This window comes from Paenibacillus castaneae, assembly GCF_002884445.1.
GTDB lineage: Bacteria > Bacillota > Bacilli > Paenibacillales > Paenibacillaceae > Pristimantibacillus > Pristimantibacillus castaneae.
This window is the reverse complement of sequence record NZ_KZ614144.1, coordinates 6,216,744-6,234,330: the sequence shown is the minus strand read 5'-3', so window position 1 is coordinate 6,234,330 and position 17,587 is coordinate 6,216,744. Positions and strand designations below refer to the sequence as shown.

Annotated in this window: 15 protein-coding genes and 1 pseudogene; 14 read left to right on the top strand and 2 right to left on the bottom strand. The window is 43.8% G+C overall.

Features of this window, described 5'->3' with window-relative positions; genetic code table 11:
• The first annotated feature begins 134 nt into the window (after positions 1–134).
• The 4 genes from CEF13_RS29605 (at position 135) to CEF13_RS29090 (ending at position 4,794) form a co-directional block, all read left to right on the top strand.
• The gene (locus CEF13_RS29605; RefSeq protein WP_102716059.1) at positions 135–686 is read left to right on the top strand and encodes a phosphotransferase; all 552 of its coding nucleotides are present in this window, start codon (positions 135–137) and stop codon (positions 684–686) included.
• A gap of 692 nt (positions 687–1,378) precedes the next feature.
• Positions 1,379–3,430 carry a helix-turn-helix transcriptional regulator gene (locus CEF13_RS28080; protein WP_102716058.1) on the top strand — a complete coding sequence of 684 codons (2,052 nt, stop codon included), beginning with the start codon at positions 1,379–1,381 and terminating at the stop codon, positions 3,428–3,430.
• 182 nt (positions 3,431–3,612) lie between these two features.
• Positions 3,613–4,068: a DUF2269 family protein gene (locus tag CEF13_RS28075; protein ID WP_102716057.1), complete on the top strand. Its 456-nt coding sequence runs from the start codon at positions 3,613–3,615 to the stop codon at positions 4,066–4,068.
• 24 nt (positions 4,069–4,092) lie between these two features.
• Positions 4,093–4,794, top strand: a complete 702-nt coding sequence (locus tag CEF13_RS29090; protein ID WP_208414728.1) for a hypothetical protein — start codon at positions 4,093–4,095, stop codon at positions 4,792–4,794.
• A gap of 57 nt (positions 4,795–4,851) precedes the next feature.
• Here CEF13_RS29090 and CEF13_RS28065 read toward each other — a convergent pair whose 3' ends face one another.
• Positions 4,852–5,709 carry a hypothetical protein gene (locus tag CEF13_RS28065; protein WP_102716056.1) on the bottom strand — a complete coding sequence of 286 codons (858 nt, stop codon included), beginning with the start codon at positions 5,707–5,709 and terminating at the stop codon, positions 4,852–4,854.
• A 513-nt stretch (positions 5,710–6,222) separates the two neighbouring features.
• Here CEF13_RS28065 and CEF13_RS28060 point away from each other — a divergent pair.
• The 9 genes and pseudogenes from CEF13_RS28060 to CEF13_RS28020 all read left to right on the top strand — a co-directional run bounded on the left by CEF13_RS28060 (position 6,223) and on the right by CEF13_RS28020 (position 15,073).
• On the top strand, positions 6,223–7,011 hold the full coding sequence (locus CEF13_RS28060) for a response regulator transcription factor (protein WP_102716055.1): 789 nt from the start codon (positions 6,223–6,225) through the stop codon (positions 7,009–7,011).
• Positions 7,012–7,119: 108 nt separating this feature from the next.
• Positions 7,120–8,463, top strand: coding sequence for an ABC transporter substrate-binding protein (locus CEF13_RS28055; RefSeq protein WP_102716054.1), 1,344 nt, complete (start codon positions 7,120–7,122; stop codon positions 8,461–8,463).
• Positions 8,464–8,649: 186 nt separating this feature from the next.
• Positions 8,650–9,495, top strand: a complete 846-nt coding sequence (locus CEF13_RS28050; protein WP_244917139.1) for a carbohydrate ABC transporter permease — start codon at positions 8,650–8,652, stop codon at positions 9,493–9,495.
• Positions 9,496–9,498: 3 nt separating this feature from the next.
• Positions 9,499–10,347: a carbohydrate ABC transporter permease gene (locus CEF13_RS28045; protein WP_102716052.1), complete on the top strand. Its 849-nt coding sequence runs from the start codon at positions 9,499–9,501 to the stop codon at positions 10,345–10,347.
• A 137-nt stretch (positions 10,348–10,484) separates the two neighbouring features.
• Positions 10,485–10,799, top strand: a pseudogene (locus CEF13_RS28040) (Crp/Fnr family transcriptional regulator); the annotation flags it as partial.
• 134 nt (positions 10,800–10,933) lie between these two features.
• Positions 10,934–13,069 (top strand): winged helix-turn-helix domain-containing protein, encoded by a 2,136-nt coding sequence (locus tag CEF13_RS28035; protein ID WP_102716051.1) that lies wholly within the window; start codon positions 10,934–10,936, stop codon positions 13,067–13,069.
• 65 nt (positions 13,070–13,134) lie between these two features.
• Positions 13,135–13,794, top strand: coding sequence for a DUF4386 domain-containing protein (locus CEF13_RS28030; protein ID WP_102716050.1), 660 nt, complete (start codon positions 13,135–13,137; stop codon positions 13,792–13,794).
• 155 nt (positions 13,795–13,949) lie between these two features.
• The gene (locus CEF13_RS28025) at positions 13,950–14,510 is read left to right on the top strand and encodes a TetR/AcrR family transcriptional regulator (RefSeq protein ID WP_102716049.1); all 561 of its coding nucleotides are present in this window, start codon (positions 13,950–13,952) and stop codon (positions 14,508–14,510) included.
• Between the two features lie 50 nt (positions 14,511–14,560).
• Positions 14,561–15,073, top strand: coding sequence for a DUF2798 domain-containing protein (locus CEF13_RS28020; RefSeq protein WP_102716048.1), 513 nt, complete (start codon positions 14,561–14,563; stop codon positions 15,071–15,073).
• An 88-nt stretch (positions 15,074–15,161) separates the two neighbouring features.
• Here the strand turns inward: CEF13_RS28020 and CEF13_RS28015 are convergent, their stop codons facing one another.
• Positions 15,162–15,773 (bottom strand): TetR/AcrR family transcriptional regulator, encoded by a 612-nt coding sequence (locus CEF13_RS28015; protein ID WP_102716047.1) that lies wholly within the window; start codon positions 15,771–15,773, stop codon positions 15,162–15,164.
• A gap of 230 nt (positions 15,774–16,003) precedes the next feature.
• On the opposite strand from CEF13_RS28015, the gene CEF13_RS28010 reads away from it, so the two are divergent.
• Positions 16,004–17,503 (top strand): DHA2 family efflux MFS transporter permease subunit, encoded by a 1,500-nt coding sequence (locus tag CEF13_RS28010; RefSeq protein ID WP_102716046.1) that lies wholly within the window; start codon positions 16,004–16,006, stop codon positions 17,501–17,503.
• The last annotated feature ends 84 nt before the right edge of the window (positions 17,504–17,587 follow it).

Genomic DNA, 17,587 nt, shown 5'->3' with positions numbered 1-17,587 from the left:
GATGAACCGCACTAAAAATAGAGGGAAGCATCCACTTTTTTATCAAAATTTCAGCGAAACGAATAACCTATTTCCCATAACTCTACAGCGATAGTTACTGAGCGTTGACATAAAATAGCATCACCGTGGTTTTAATGAAATTAACCGATAACTTCCCCCTTCTCATAGGTAGGGGGCTATTTCTTAACCTTATTGGGTGCTTACTGGACACTTTGTGGAAAGAGTCATGCAATGAGATTCTCGATCCAGAATTGTATGAGAGATGTACTCTTCACTTTGATGGCGTTTTCTCTGCTTTACCAGATCCTGACGGACCATGCATCGTTCATATGGATTTTAGACATGGTGATTTATTGGTGATCGGTTACAAGGCTACTGGCATTATTGATTTCGAGAGTGCCCGTGGTGGATCCTCTGAAATAGATTTTACAAAAATGAATAGATATATTTGGAGAGTCAATCCGAGAACAGAGTTACCGTACCTTAAAGATTATCAAACGATTCGAGGAAAGTATTGTTGTTCTACAGGAATCAGTGGGTTAATTGAGCAGACATGTTTAGATGTACGATTAGATGCAATTGGAAAACCATCCGACAAGGGCTTTCTTCAGTCGAACAGAATATTCTTGTTTAAAATAAGATGGATCAGATACGTGGGAAAGGCGAATAGCGAGTGTGTAAAATAGATTAAAGTAAACTCCTAAACCCAGTGAAATGGAAATGTACGAGAGGTTGGGGAGGACACATGGGACTTTGGACAAAACAGCAAATTAGGTCATTTATTAAGAGAAAAAGCTGGTATCAGCATAAGATGCTCAGAATACATTAAAAGAACTTCATAAGCGAGTACGGTGAGCAAGAGGCAACGTTCCTCGTGAGCGTGAAGGCGATCCAGAATCGGCTTAACAGATTGAAATAACTGGCGCCATATATGACGCTTCTTTAAGTTTCTAGGCCCATTTACTACGATAAAATGAAAGCGATTACTAAGGTGAATCACCTATCGTCACTGGTTATCGACGATTTCATGTTTAAGCGAAATCGCAGCAAGATTGTCGAACTGCTATCCCGATTCAAGGACCACGCTATAGGACCTATATTTCGAAGCCATTATCTAAGATAGAATGACTTATGGATACGATAAGAATATCGAAAAGAAGTACTGGCACTCATATACAATAAAATATAAAATCTACATAAATATGGGATTACAGCTGAACTTTACCGGAAGAAGCATATGTAAAGAAACTTTGGTCCCGATAAGAACAATGGCTTGATCCTGACCGATTTACTTTAATAATGCAAAAGAATCTACCTTGCTGCAACGCACTCGTCCCGCCTTTTTTATAATGATGTAATTCGAAGGTAGGTATATCCTATGTATGATGGCAAGGTGATGGCAGGTGGTCCCGAGGAACGCATAGCTGCCCAGATTGACCAGCTGGAACGGCATTATTTGGTAGGGCGGGACAACGAAATTGAGTATTTCATGCAGCAACTGACAGTTGGCGGACAACAGGGACGGATCTTGAATCTATATGGTACCGGCGGCGTAGGAAAAAGCTATTTAATCGACGAGTTTCGTCGGCTGGCGGTGAATGTGAACGCCGCCTTTCTGTTGATGGACAGCCGCGGGTTCTCTCATACACCGCAGGACTTCTGCACGCAATTGTTGCGTATGCTCGGCTATCCGATGGGGAAGCTGCAGCAGATCACCGAGCCGCAGGCGCTTCTAGATCTATGCCATGACATCCTGAGGGAAAAGGCGGCGAATCAGAAGCTAGTCCTCGCATTAGACACATTTGAGGACATGGGTGACATGGAGCTCTGGCTGAGAGAGGCATTCCTCCCACAATTGTACCCGGAAATCTTGATTCTCATTGCGGGGAGATTCCCCTTGCAAGGCATATGGCTCAGTTCTCCAGCATGGCGCCATTGGATACACCGGATGCCCATTGGTGATCTGGATTATTTCTCCGTTAAGCAATATCTGGAGCGCTCGGGCATTTCTCAAGAGTCGGTGATAAAACAGATTTGGATGAAAACGAGAGGACATCCACTCACGTTATCCTTGATCGTCTCGACGACGATGGTTCAGAACATTCAAGGCTTGGAATTGGTGGATGGTACCGAAGTGTTCGAACATATCGTGAGCATTTGGCTAAAGGAGGTTCCGGACGACAATCTTAGGGAGCTCGTAGAGACCGCAGCCGTACTTCGGCATTTTAACCAGGAGCTGCTTTCCTATGTATTGGATCGGCAGGTAAAGACGGATTTATTCCAATGGCTGATCGGACTTTCCTTCATTCGGAGAGTGGATAGAGGTTGGGTCCTTCATGATTTGATGCGGGACGCCATCGGCTATGAGCTGCGTTTGCGCCAGCCTGAGCATTACGACTGGTTATGGAAGCGCTGTATTATGTATTACTACAACAGGATGACCAACCAGTCCAAGAAAAAGACGATCACTTGGGAGGGCGTCGAATGGTACTATTATATCGGCGATCATGTTGTCCGCAATTTCTGTTTTCAGAAATTGACTCCGCATCTCATGGAGACGTTGAATCCGTCCAATTGGGCGGAGGCAGAGCGGTATTTGGAAAATCGTCGCAGCAATCTGAAGGAAGTTTGCCTCCCTCTCCAGAACCCGGACACGGGCGAGAGGTTCGAGTATATCATTTCTAAAGAAGAATGTTTTTACCCGATTAAGTATATTCATCTTCAAGAGCTTTACGAGCTCGATCCTGGCATTGTTAAGCTGATGAGAGACCAGCAGGGGGCAATATGCGGTCTGACGGCAATCATTCCGATTCATAGAGGAACGCTTGACTACTTGCTAACTCACCCGCCGTCATCCGCTTATTTCCAAAGTCTGCCGGATCATAAGCTAAAGGAACTACGGGTATCGAATGAACATATTGCGGGTTATTTTGTGAAAACGGTTGATGTGATGGATTTCGAGGATGTGGCGATACGTACAACTGCAGGGCTATCTTTCGTTTCACTGCTTATTTCTTCCGGTTATGTCGTAACTGGCCCTCCGGATCTCTCCTTCTTAAAGGAGTTCCACCTTAGCTTGGGGTGCGAGCAGGTGAAAAACGTTGCACATTATGATTATGACATTAACAATCCTACGCCATATTACGTTCATGATACGAGGGGCGGCAAGCTGCAAAAATATTTGGACAAAATGATGGCTTCCTTCGGCCTTGTAGATCATTCCAAGCAGCAGGATGATGGTATGCCGATGCTATCCGAGCGGGAAAAAGAAGTGGTGGGGCTGCTGATGAAAGGATATACGAATCAAGAAATTGCGGCGGGCTTATATATTACAGAAGTAACGGTCAAGAAGCATTTGACGGCGGTATTTCGGAAGTTGAATGTTAAGAACCGAACACAATTGGTTAACAGCTACTTGAAAAAAACATAATGATCGTAATCAGACAAGCATTCTTTGAGGAGAGAGCTTGTCTTCTTTTTTTCTCGTGAGGAGAATAGAAGTATACCCGAATTCGACTATTTTGCTACGTTCGGATAATAGAGTGCACGAAAGCAAGGTGATACGCTTAATGTAATGAAATCAAAGTATTCTAGAAAGGAGGAAACTGGATAATGGAGTGGCTGGTATTGATTCATGTATTATCGGCGATTATTGGTGTTGGTCCAACATTTTTCGGGCACGTGTTAGTAAGGAACAACCAAACGTTGGAACAATTGAGACATTCCATGAAGCTAGCCCGTAAGCTGGACTTTTTTCCGAAAATCGGGGGTTCCATTGCGGTGATCTCAGGTATTCTGCTCATCTCGTTGAACAACTACGGCTCAGTCACGCAGATATGGATATTGGGATCGCTTATACTCTATGTCCTGATCCAAATCGTCGTAATTGGCTTTGTCGCTCCGGCGCAAAAACGTTTCACACAATGGTTGTTTGATGCCAAGAACTTAAACAAAATCGAGCTTCCTCAGGAGCAGCGGGTCAACCTCTCAAGGGCGAATGCGATGCTTTATGCTGCTACAGCAATGGGCGTGGTATTATTCGTATTTATGATTATTAAACCTAATTAATCGGAAAAATTGGAGTGGAATGCTATGAAAAAGATTATGTTATTGGCTGTTAGTCTGTTCATTCTAATGTGCAGCGGTGTATCGGCGCAAGGAATGACGGCGAGTGGGAAGAAAAGTGATGGATTGACCATCAAGGTCAACGGAGTTGAAGTGAAATCCGCGGCGAATCATTTAACGACCGATGGTAAAGCGTATGTGTCCGTTCGCGCTTACGCTCAATTGTTCGATCTTACGTATACTTTGAGCAAGTGGAACAAAGAAGTGGTTTTTAACGGAAAGAAAATTTCGAAAATACGTATGAAACAGAACGAACCGACGGCCTGGATCAAGGATTTGGCCAATGCGGTCCACGCCCAGCAAGTAAGCTGGGACGGTAAACAGGAAGTGTATGTACTGGCGCTTCCTGAAGGAACGATCAAAATATCGGAGAGCGTACCTGCCATGGGCGAACATTGGTCGAATCCGCAAGCAGGAGACCTCCCGAATGGACCGATCTTCGGTGTACATGATGGAAAACTGGTATTCCTTGAATATATGATTGCTCAGGACGATTTCATAAAAGGAGTTAATCATACTAACTTGGATGGTATGAAGGGGGTCCCGTCACCTGCTGTCGTGCAAGTGGATATCGAGTTCCAACAACACGGGCACGAAGGTTTCGAAGTTCCGCACTACGATATTCATGCATACTTTATTACCGACGAAGAGCAGCAGAAAATAAAATAATTAGCAATAAACGGGGTCAGCCTATTAAGTTAAAAGGGGCAGACCCCATTTTTCTGGCTATTTCACCATATTCGGACTTTCCAACGTTCGCACAAAAGCCTCTATATTGTCTGTTATGAACCCCTTATTTTCTAATCCGGTATTGGCAATGATGTCCTTGATTTGTTTGACAAACTCAGTCAAGCTGGCAGTAGAAGCATTCCCGAATCTATTCTCACCGACAATGTCTCCCATCTGTTTGCCTGCTCCCTCTCTGTATTCATGTACCCAATCCTTACGAGTTGATGCTTTCTCAGCGAAGGCTCGCAAGATAATACTCCAGTCTTTTCCATTCTCAATAGATTTTTGCAGCTTGTCCATAGTGTCCGGCTCGAATTTCTGCATCATATCGGTCAAATGTATATAATCGTTCGGAGCTCCAATAGGCCTCTGTGGCGGTGTTTCGTAACGGATTTCTTTCGTTTCAGGGTCTATGCTTCTGGTTTTGGAGATGGCTCCGATTTGACGAATCGTGTTCATAAATTCCGCGGCTTCGTCATCTTTCAAGTAGTTGTCCGCGATATACTTAGCTTGAGTGAGTCCCAATTCTAATAAAGCTGCTCTTTCCTCTCCACTGTCTACGTCTGTAATGAAATTGGATTGAATGATGCCGTAGACAGCTTCCTTCACCTCCGGGGACTGATTTCTGAGAAGGCGATTCAGTGAATCATTAATTTGAACGGTTCCAAAATAAATAGCCGAATGATTCACAATATCGGATGCCGCCAATTGTCTGGCAGTCGGGCTGATTTCCACTGTATCGGTGTCATGCGACAGTTCGGGTATCGTACCTGTGACCAAGGCCGGTTTATCGGCAAGCTGTTTCGAATTTATATATAGATTTAAGTCATACTGGGTCGAGCCATAAATCTTCATAATTAATCCACCTCTATCCCGTTTGTTCATTTTCACTTTGCTCTTCTAATCATAATATCGGACGTTTTTCCAAATTTTTAATATTAATGGACAAAAAAGTGATGTGGGAGTCTATTCCATTGCTAATTGCTAAGTGTAACTAGTCATGGAAGAGATTAATTGAGATTAGCAGGCATTGATCGATTTTGTGAAGAGAGATAACAGTTTATTACAAATAAAATTTACAATTATTAATAGACAAAACCAAAAAATGCAGGTTAATATATATTTAACGTGAGGATAAATGCGTAGTAATGGCTAGCATCTTTATAGATGCAACATATGGATTGCAATCCAACGATTCAACTTTGATATTCTGTATTTCTATATCGTAGAGGTACAGATTTTTTTTATTTTCGGGTTCGTTAATCATGTAGATTGAAATCACTTGCAAATTGTAATCGCTTACAGATTGATGGTTTAGGCAACAATGCGCTTCAAAATTATTATTTCATCCAAAGGAGACTATCCATTTTGAAAACAATATTGATTGTTGATGATGAACCGCGTACACGGATGGGTATAAAAAAGACGCTGGAGGTCTGGTCGGTAGGCAGATATCGGATTGAGATGGTTGCGAACGGAATTGATGCCCTTAAGTGGCTTGAGGTGAATACGGTTCATATTATTGTTACGGATGTGTGTATGCCGGAAATCGACGGTTTGCAAATGCTAGAGATGTTGGCTGAACGTGGACAATTGCCTGTTGTTATTGTCATATCCAGTTATGCTGAATTCGATTATGCGAAGAAATCACTGCAACTCGGCGTGTTCGAGTATCTTCTTAAACCTATCGACAAATCTATATTAATTCATACCGTACAAAAAGCGCTTGAGCTCGATAGCAGCCGCGATCGCCTTGATGCGATGGAGAAGCTTGTCGATTCAAAGCTGCTTGAAGTAGGTCGTGATGAGGCTCGGTATGGCAGCGTTATAAAAGAGGCCATTAAATATATTGATAATCATCTTCATGAAATGATTGGCATGAAGCAGGTAGCGGAACATCATCACTTGAACGCGAGCTATTTCAGCGTGCTGTTCAAGGAGCAGACAGGCGTTACTTTTAGCGACTATTTAACACGTTCACGGTTGCAAAAAGCGAAGGAATTTTTAACGACGACTAGAATGCCCATTTGGGAAATTGCTGAGAAGGTCGGATATAGCACGGCCAAATACTTCATCAAAGTGTTTAAAGATAATGAGGGTGTAAGCCCAAGACATTATCGAAGCGAAGTGTTAAATAGTGAACAAACAATCCAATGAAATTGGTATTTATTCCAACGCGAGCTACTTTAAGTAAAAAAATATAAATACTATAATATGTATGCGGTTACATAAATAACAGCAAGATTTAAAAAGGGAGGTTTACAAATGAAACGCATTTTTGTTGTATCCACTATCATTGTCTTACTAGCAAGTCTTCTTTCTGCGTGCAGTGGCGGCCAAAGCAATAACGGTGCATCTTCTGGGAAGAAGGTTACGATCAACCTTTGGAGTTTTACGGATGAAATTCCAAACATGACAACTAAGTATCTTGCAACTCATCCTAATGCGAACGTTGAGTTCAAGACTACCATTATCGCTACAACGGACGGTGCTTACCAACCAGCTCTTGACCAAGCACTAGCCGCTGGCGGTAAAGATGCTCCGGACATTTACGCGGCTGAAGCAGCATTTATTCTTAAGTATTCACAAGGCGATGCATCTGACTATGCAGCCAAATATGCTGACCTAGGCCTATCGGATAAACTTGTAAAAGACGCTGGAATCGCTCAATACACAGTTGATATCGGCAGTAAGGATGGCAAGTTAAAAGCTCTTGGATATCAAGCAACTGGAGGAGCATTTATTTACAGCCGCTCCATAGCTAAAGACGTATTCGGAACGGATGACTCTGCAACTATTAAGAATGAAATCGGACCTGGATGGGATAAATTTTTCGCTGCTGCAGCTAAATTGAAAGCTAAAGGCTACGGTATTGTTTCAGGTGACGGAGATATATGGCATGCGATTGAGAACAGCTCTGATAAGGGCTGGATTGATAATGACAAGCTATACATTGATCCTAAGCGTGAAGCGTTCTTGGATTTATCTAAGAAGCTTAAAGACAACGGCTATCATAATGATACACAAGATTGGACAGAAGCATGGTTTGCAGATATGTCTGGATCGGGCAGTCAGCCAGTCTTCGGATTCTTTGGCCCAGCGTGGCTTATCAACTACGTAATGAAGGATCAAGTTAAACAAACGAATGGTGATTGGGCTGTTACTGAACCACCGACTGGCTTCTTCTGGGGTGGCACATGGCTTCTAGCGAATAAGAATGTTACGAAAGATAAGGCTAAGAAAGAGGCTGTTGCTGACTTCATAAAGTGGGTAACGCTTGATACTTCAGATACAGGACTTCAATATTATTGGGCAAACGGAACAATGAAAGATGGTGAACAAGGTACGAAGGATAGTGTAGCGTCCTCTGTCGTAATGAGCAAATCTAACGGTGAAATTGAGCTGCTCGGTGGACAGAACATGTTCGACGTATTCGTTCCGGCTAACGCTAATGCTTCAGGTAAAAACTTGACTCAGTACGACGAAACCATTAACAAGCTGTACCGCGATCAAGTTCGCGAATACACAGCAGGCAACAAGAGCCGCGATCAAGCGATTGCTGATTTCAAAGTACAAGTTAAAGACCAGCTAGAAATCGATAGCCAATAATATAGTGTCAAAGGGGCGAGTGAGTTTTCCCGCCCCTTTATTTCAACTTTTGGGGTGGTAGTCATGCGACGAAAAGGAGTCAGCTATGCAAAATACGGCTATATCTTCTGCTTACCGTTCGTTATAATCTTCTTAATTTTTTCGATGTACCCTACTTTGTATACCGCGGTCATTGGCTTCACGGATATGAAGGGTGTTATTCCTAAACCCGTTCATTTATTGGACAATCCATTTCAAAACTTTCGAGACTTGATTTTCAATAACGAAACTTTTAGAAAAGCTCTCTTAAACACATTATTAATATGGATTATCAACTTTATTCCTCAGATTTTATTGGCATTGTTACTTACTGCATGGTTCACGAATAATCGTCTCAATATTCGTGGTCAAGGTTTATTCAAGGTTCTGCTTTATATGCCTAATATTATTACGGCGGGTACGATCGCCGTACTTTTTAGTGCCTTGTTTGCTTATCCAATGGGTCCGGTGAACAGTTTCTTTCATTTAATGGGTTGGTCAGATGCACCAATCTTTTTCCTTCAAGATAAGACGACAGCACGCGGTCTTGTTGGATTTATTCAATTCTGGATGTGGTATGGAAACACAATGATTATCCTTATCGCAGGAGTTATGGGTATTAACCCTGTCCTTTTTGAGGCAGCAATAATGGACGGCGCTACAGCGGTTCAAACCTTTTTCCGTGTTACTTTACCAAGTTTGAAAACAATATTACTGTATGTGCTCATTACATCGATGATTGGCGGTTTGCAAATGTTTGATATTCCGCAGTTATTCTTACAAGGCGGACCGGACAATGCTACCCTTACTACGTCCGTTTTCATATACAACCAAGCATTTAGAGGTGCCTATATGTATAATCGTGCTGCGGCAGCGAGTATGATTGTGTTCCTCATTGCTGTTGTGCTTTCCTTAGTCTTGTTCTATTTCATGCGTGACCGTGATGCAGCGGAACTAAAGAAAATGGAAAAAATGATGAAAAAAGCTGCAAAAGCGGCCCCAAGAGAGGTGTAATTCATGGAGCTTTCGCAAAACAAAAAATCCTTCTCTATAAACATGGTCATTATTTACATATTATGTATTTTGTTGGCGTTGGTTAGTATAGTACCGTTTTATATCATGTTTATAAACGCTACTCGATCTACACCGGAAATTCAAAGTGGTCTCGCTTTGTTGCCGTCGACGCATTTATTGTCAAACTGGAATGTACTGCTCGATAAGAGCTTTAATCCGTTTAAAGGGTTTCTAAACTCGTTTATTATCTCTGGTGGGACGACTCTTTGTGCGGTTTATTTTTCAGCGTTAACCGCTTACGGGCTTGTGGCGTATAACTGGAAACTGCGCCAACCGTTCTTTACGTTTATTTTATGCGTTATGATGATTCCGGCACAGGCAAGTGCTATTGGTTTCTATAAATTTATGTATCAATTTGGGTGGACGAATAACTTCCTGCCATTAATTTTACCTGCAATTGCATCACCGACAGTAGTATTCTTCATGCGTCAATATTTGCTCGCCACATTATCTACCGAAATTGTAGAAGCTTCACGTATAGACGGAGCAGGCGAGTTTTACAGTTTTAATAAGATTATGATGCCCATTATGATGCCCGCTGTGGCGACACAAGCTATTTTTGTATTTGTTGCCAGTTGGAATAACTTATTTACACCGTTGATTCTACTGACACAGCGAGATAAATATACTTTGCCTATCATGGTTAGTTTACTACGGGGCGATATTTATCGGACGGAATTTGGCTCCATCTACTTAGGTCTTTCCCTGACGGTTTTGCCGTTATTCGTGTTTTACTTCCTGTTATCGCGATATATTATTGCCGGTGTGGCGCTTGGTGGCGTGAAAGAGTAAGATCGACTTATCCGGTGGAATCATCGGGCTCAAGTGGAGTGGCGCGTCGTTACAGATGAAGGAATCGAAGCCCGACCTCACACGGTCTGGGCTTTTGTTCTTTTCAATAGACATATGGGGACAGTGTAAGCTGTCATTCCGATTACACCTTCACGTGCATCGAAGATTCGGTAATGGTCGTTGGCGACCTGGATACGGAAAAAGACATGTACAACAAACACCCTCAATTGGAGACGATGACCCGCAGGATGATCGAGGAGAACTTTAGTCAGGTCCAAGAGGAATTCGCTGCTTTTATCGCTTCTTCACCTGAAGAGCGCTTCAGGACACTGCTCATGAAACGCCTATCACTCATCGACCGGGTACCCCAACATCAATTAGCCAGTTATCTTGGGATTACTCCGGAGTCGCTAAGTAGAATTAAGAAGAGAATCCACCAAGACCTTCACTGATCCGACAACCCAATCCTTGGAATACTCATGAAACACCCCCAAAGTGTAAGTAATGAATATATTGTAACTAGAGGGGTGTTTTCGTGCATTGACTTAAGTCAAGAGACGAGCTAACGGGAAGGATGGTTGAATATATGTCTGCCTCTATCATGATCACCAAACTTTATATCCCCACGCCTCGGCCGAAAGCAGTTCTCCGCCCGCGATTGACCGAAAGGCTCAACAAAGGTTTTTACCGCAAACTTACCCTTATCTCCGCACCCGCGGGCTATGGTAAAACTACTTTAGTATGTGAATGGCTCGCCGACTGCGGGTGGCCTGCCGCATGGCTGTCGCTCGAAGAAGGGGACAACGAACTTACACGCTTTTTAACTTGTATGATCTCCTCTCTACAGACACTTGAGGAGAATATAGGAGAAGGCGTACTTGCTGTGCTTCAAACTCCCCAACTGCCGCCGATCGAGTCGATCCTGACCGCTCTTCTTAATGAGATCGCGGCCATTTCGACTCCTTTCATACTTGTTCTTGACGATTATCACGCGACAAATTCGAAACCGGTCGACGATGCCATGTGCTTCCTGCTTGACCACCTTCCCGCTCAGATGCACCTTGTCATGACGACCCGCGAGGACCCAAGTATTCCGCTGGCTCGATTGCGAGTTCGGGATCAATTGACCGAGCTGCGAGCAGCCGATATGAGATTTACTCTCTCCGAATCCGAAGATTTTTTGAACCGTATCATGGGCCTTAACCTGTCCATGGATATAATAGCCTCGTTGGAATCACGCACGGAGGGCTGGGTTGCGGGTCTGCAATTGGCTGCGATCTCCATCCAGGGGGATCATGACGCCGATCGGCTCATTCAGTCTTTCACCGGCAGCCATCATTTCGTGCTAGATTATCTAGTAGAAGAAGTCCTGCAGCGGCAACCCGAAGCCGTTCAAACCTTTTTGCTGCGGACATCGATCCTCGACCGTCTGCGCGGGTCTCTTTGTGATGACGTTATGCTCGATCCCGCGGTTTCCGGTAAGAAAACTTTAATGGATCTAGAACGCAAGAACTTATTCGTCGTGCCCTTGGATAATGAACGACGGTGGTATCGCTATCACCATTTGTTTGCTGATTTACTCCGCAAAAGGCTGCGGGAAAGTCCTGACGGAAGCAATATCGAGGAATTGCATAAACGAGCAAGTAACTGGTATGAAAACAATGGATTCGAAATCGAAGCGTTTCGCCATGCCGTGGAATCCCATGACATCGAGCGCACCGCACGTCTGCTGGAAGGCAAAGGGATGCCGCTGCATCTTCGTGGGGCTGCAGGCATTTCACTGAACTGGCTGGAGTCATTGCCTTCCGCGGAATTGGATGCCAGACCCGCGTTATGGGTGATATATGGTTCAGCCCTGCTGATTGCAGGTAAGCTGACAGGCGTCGAACACAAGCTGCGAGCGGCAGAGGTGGCCTTGGCAGATGCGGAACAGGACGTCAGCGTCAGGGATCTGATCGGATTGATTGCCGCAACTCGGGCTACATTGGCATCATTGGTGTTGACCGGCAATCCTGACGGTGCTGAACGAAAATTACAGGCAGCCGAAGCAGCCATGCAAAACACGGGGCAGGTCGACAAGACTGATGAACTTGTTGGACTGATTGCACCTACAAGTGATGTATGTATACGCGGAAATCAAGGAATTGAGAATATTATAGTCCAATCACGCCGTGCGCTCTCGTATCTGCGACCGGATAATATCCCCGTTCGGACGGCAGCTGCTTGGATGCTGGGCGTCGCTTGCCAGCGGCGCGGAGTTCATTCCGCTGCTAGTGAGGCCTATAACGAAGTCGTATCGAATAGCCTAATGATGGGTCATCAACTGATGGCTGTAATGGCCATGATTGGACTGGGTCAAATAGAGGAAGCTGAGAATCGGACCAGTTCGGCGGCAGAATGTTTCCAAGAGGCACTGCGTCTGGGCGGTGATCTGCCGCTTACAGCTCTCCGTGAAGCGCAGCTTGGTCTGGAGCGTGTACGCAAAAACGGGATCAAGAGCAACCTGATCGAGCCGCTCAGCCAGCGAGAAATCGAAGTGCTCGAGCTCATCGCTAAAGGGCTCTCGAACAAGGAAATCGGTGAGAAACTCTTTTTGGCATTGGACACGGTCAAAGGGCACAATCGCAGGATTTTCGAAAAACTTCAGGTGCAAAGACGCACGGAAGCGATTGCCCGTGCCGGTGAGTTGAATTTGTTCTCGAACACCCGTAAACCACACTAAAGTGTCTACAGGCCCCACTCCTCTTTGAGCTATACTGCTTATAAATTAGTCGAGAGGAGATAATTATGAATAAGATTGCAAGAGTGGCAGGGGCATTGTTTCTGGTGTCGACGGGTACTTACATGATAGGCAACGGACTTCTGATTCCGGTTCTAAATCGCTTGGATTTTCTATCCTATCTGTATATGGACCGAACAACCGTGGCTTCGGGATCGTTTTTGGAGTTGATAAACGCCATGGCGGTGGTGGGGATTGCCATGCTTCTGTACCCCATCTTAAAGAAGCATAACGAAATGTTTGCGCTGGGGTATTTCGGATCCCGGATCCTGGAGTCTGCACTACTTATCCTAAGTGCAATCGGTCCGCTTGTACTTATCGAGCTGAGCAAAAAATACATTTCCGTAGGCTCTGCCAAGGCCCCATACTTTGAAACGATAGGAAATTTATTGTTAGAAGCGCATTCTGTACTCTTTCAAATGGCAATGATCGTGCTGAGCTTGGGCAGCTTGTTGCTTTGTAATGTCCTCTATCGATCGAGGCTGGTTCCACGATTTTTGTCAGCCATCGGTTTTATCGGGTATGCGGCATTGTTGGCGAGTGGTTGTCTGTCGATCCTCGGCCAAGAAATCGGATCCATTCTGTATGTTCCAGGAGCAATATTCGAAATCGTGTTTCCCATTTGGATTATTGTTAAGGGATTCAATCTTCGTACGAAGGAATTCTGAATACAATTTTTGTTCATCTTTGGTTTAGTTTTACTGGATAATATCCAAATTTGAAACTAATTTATATAAGAGAAAAAAAGCACTTACACCGTTGGATAAAATTCTGTTATACTAACAAACAGACCGGTTGGTATGTTGGGAGGGAAAGATCAGAATTGGATACAAAATCGCTAATGATTGAGACGGCTACAATCCTCTTTCAGCAAAAAGGCTACAAAAGTGTCGGGCTGAATGAACTCTTAAAAGCTTGTAGCATTACAAAAGGAGCGCTCTATCATCATTTTCCGAATGGTAAAGAAGAGCTGTTAATCGCTTGTTTACACGCCTTAAACGAAACTATTACGACGGATATCGAGGCTATTTTTAGTGGGCATCAATCAACTAAGGAAGCCACACAAGCCATGATTGATAAGTTAATTCACAACTTGGAGACAGACGGTACCATTACCGGATATACATTCAGCAGCATTGTAAGTGAAATGGCAACGGTGAGTGAGCCTGTCCGCAAGGCATGCAGTGCACTATATGAGAACATTCAACACATTTACTGTACTAAACTTGTAACGGACGGCTTTTCGAATGAATCAGCTTCCGCTATTGCATTATTGATGACCGCCTCGATTGAGGGTGCGATGCTGCTTTGTTTAACACAAAAATCGATAGAACCTTTAAAAACGACCGGCCAATTATTGCCGAATCTAATGAAGATGTATTAATGCAGCAAGTTGCTAAGGTATAAAATCATATTTTTGAAAGGAAGAAAAAAATGAATCTAGAAACAAGATTGCCAAGAAACGGTAAGGAGGGCGCGTTGTACGGTTTAATCATCTGTGCACTGACAGCTCTGTTCATGACATCATTAAGTACGATTCTAGCCGTTAAGAACTTCAATGGAGACGTTGCGATATCGATTCTTAAGATGTTTCCGATTATGGTAGTTATTGCCATAATACTCGAGGCAGTTGTTATTGGTCGAATTGCAGAAAAATTGGCTCATAAATTTACAAAGCCAACGGATAGCTTTAATGCCCAAATTTTATTCCGAATTTTATTTACTGTCATAGGAATGTCAGCCTGCATGACACTTATTGGTAATGCTGTAGCAGAGGGGTTTAGTTCCGAAATCTTTAGCAACTGGGTAACGAATTGGCCAAGAAATTTCATAATTGTACTCGCCGCTGAGAGCATAGTGATCCAACCTATTGCACGATTTGCAATGGTAAAGCTACATGCTTCTCAAGATAAAAAAATCAAGACTGCCGATTTAAACGTCAATTAACGTTATTTAACAAAGCCCAAACTCTTAACATAGATAAGCTCCCAGGCGAATGGACTCGTCTGAGAGCTTATTTCTATTTTTGACCCAATCATTCCGTGTCTATAAGCTCGTTCGTATTGTGATGTAAACGGAACAGCAGAGAAAGCTGCTTGGCGAGAAAAAGCGGTGTGTAGGGCATATCATTGCGAAGCCAGCAAACAATTGTACCGATGAAGGCGGAGGAGCCATACCAGATTGCAATATCTTTCGGAACGTTTACAGCTGGAGAAGGTGAGGAATCGTCTCGGTTCTCGCTTCTGCTAGTAATAATATCAATGATCAGATTCATCAGCCGATCGGTGAAGACCGGTACGCGTTGTGAAGCGAGCAGCACCGTGTAGAACTTTGAATTTTCTGCGATATGCTCTAATATTTTGACCAATATGGACCAATCCATATCTTTGGAAGGAGCCTGATTCCGAACACCGCTAAGGATCGCCTGGATTTCATTAATCATGTCATCCGCCATCTTCTCAAGCATTTCCGGAATATCCCGGTAATGAAGATAGAAGGTAACACGATTAATGGTGGCACGTTCCGCAAGGCGATTCACGGTTATTTTCTCAAGTTCAATCTCCTGAATCAAATCGATAAATGCATCTCGAATCAATTGGCGCGTGCGAAGTACACGCGGGTCTGTGCGCGGTGCTAGGGCTGACATTGGCGCTCATTTCCTCTCTCTAAAAAAATTTATGCGACAATTGCATCTTGTTTTGTAGTTTTTTTGGGCTGTAGACGACAGATCTCTCTCAAATGTAAACTAATAAACACTTTTCTGAAATCTGTTGTTTGTGAAATACAAGAGAAATAAATTATAATCTTTTACATTGAGCTTATTATACTACAAAGTGTTTATTAAGTTCAGGATGAATGTGAAGGAGATTGAGCAAGATGAGTACAAATTTAGCTTTTGACAGCAGTTCCATTAAGAAAGGTCCCTTGTTGTTTGTCATGATTCTGGGGGCGTTCATCGCTGTTTTGAATCAGACCATTATGAGCGTCGCGCTGCCGGAGTTAATGGTCGACTTTAGCATTGAGGCTTCTACCGCTCAATGGCTAACAACTGGATACATGTTGGTTAACGGGGTTCTTATTCCAATCACTGCATTTCTAATGCAGCGATTTACGACTCGTGAGCTTTTTCAAGCTTCCATGGTTATTTTTCTTGGTGGAACGATTGTTTCGGCAGTAGCGCCTAACTTCGACGTTTTGCTAGCTGGCCGCTTAATTCAAGCTGCTGGTGCCGGTATTATCATGCCGCTGTTAATGAATGTCATTCTAACTGTGTTCCCGCCTAATAAGCGAGGAGCCGCAATGGGAATGGTTGGTTTCGCTATTATTTTTGCTCCTGCAATCGGGCCTACAATAGCCGGTTATATTATAGAGCATTTTTCCTGGCGTACGATGTTTTATGGAATGATTCCGCTTGTTGTGATCGTTATTGCGGTTGCCTTTATTTTTCTGAAAAATGTGGCTGAACGATCCTATCCTAAAATTGATATTTGGGGTGTCGTTCTCTCAACTATCGGATTTGGTACCGTTCTTTACGGCTTCAGCAGTGCTGGAAGCAAAGGGTGGTCAAGCGCGGAAGTGGTTCTACCTCTTATTGCAGGTGTGGTAGCCTTGATTTTGTTTACATGGAGACAGCTGGTCACGAAGAGTCCGCTCCTTGATTTGAGAGTGTTCAAATACAACATGTTCTCTTTGACCACTGTTATTAATATTGCTGTAACAATGGTCATGTATGCAGATATGATGCTGCTTCCACTATATTTGCAGAGTGCACGCGGATACACAGCTCTGGAGTCCGGATTGCTGATGCTCCCTGGTGCGCTTCTGATGGGATTAATGATGCCGGTGACAGGAAAGCTGTTCGATCGGTTTGGAGCGAAGTGGCTATCCATCATCGGAATGGCTATTACGATCTTAACAACAATCGGCTTCGTTAATCTGACAGACTCCACTAGTTATACGTATTTAGTACTGATGTCCACAGGACGACGCTTCGGGATGGCTATGTTCCTGATGCCAATCACTACGGCGGGTCTAAATCAATTGCCTGCAAGACTTAATGCGCATGGTACAGCCATTTCCAACACCATCAAGCAGGTGGCTGGTGCAATAGGTACCTCTCTGCTTGTCACAGTTATGGCGAACCGTACCAAAGCCCATCTTCTGGATATGGCCGCCGCAGGCGGCTCAGGCAATTTGTCCAAGGAACATATGTTAATGGAAGCGTCTATTCAAGGTATTAATGATGCGTATCTTGTCATTATTGGAATTGGAATTGTTGGTCTGCTGCTTTCATTCTTCATTAAACGTGCAGATCAGGCCGAGGAAGCAGAAGGATCCCAAATACCCTTGAACCGAAAAGTAGCTAGTAAAGCATAGGAAGACGCCAGCTTGGCTGCAACCAGATCTTCCCTCAAACAAAGAACCGCTTCTGAAAAAGAAGCGGTTCTTCCCATTTCCATT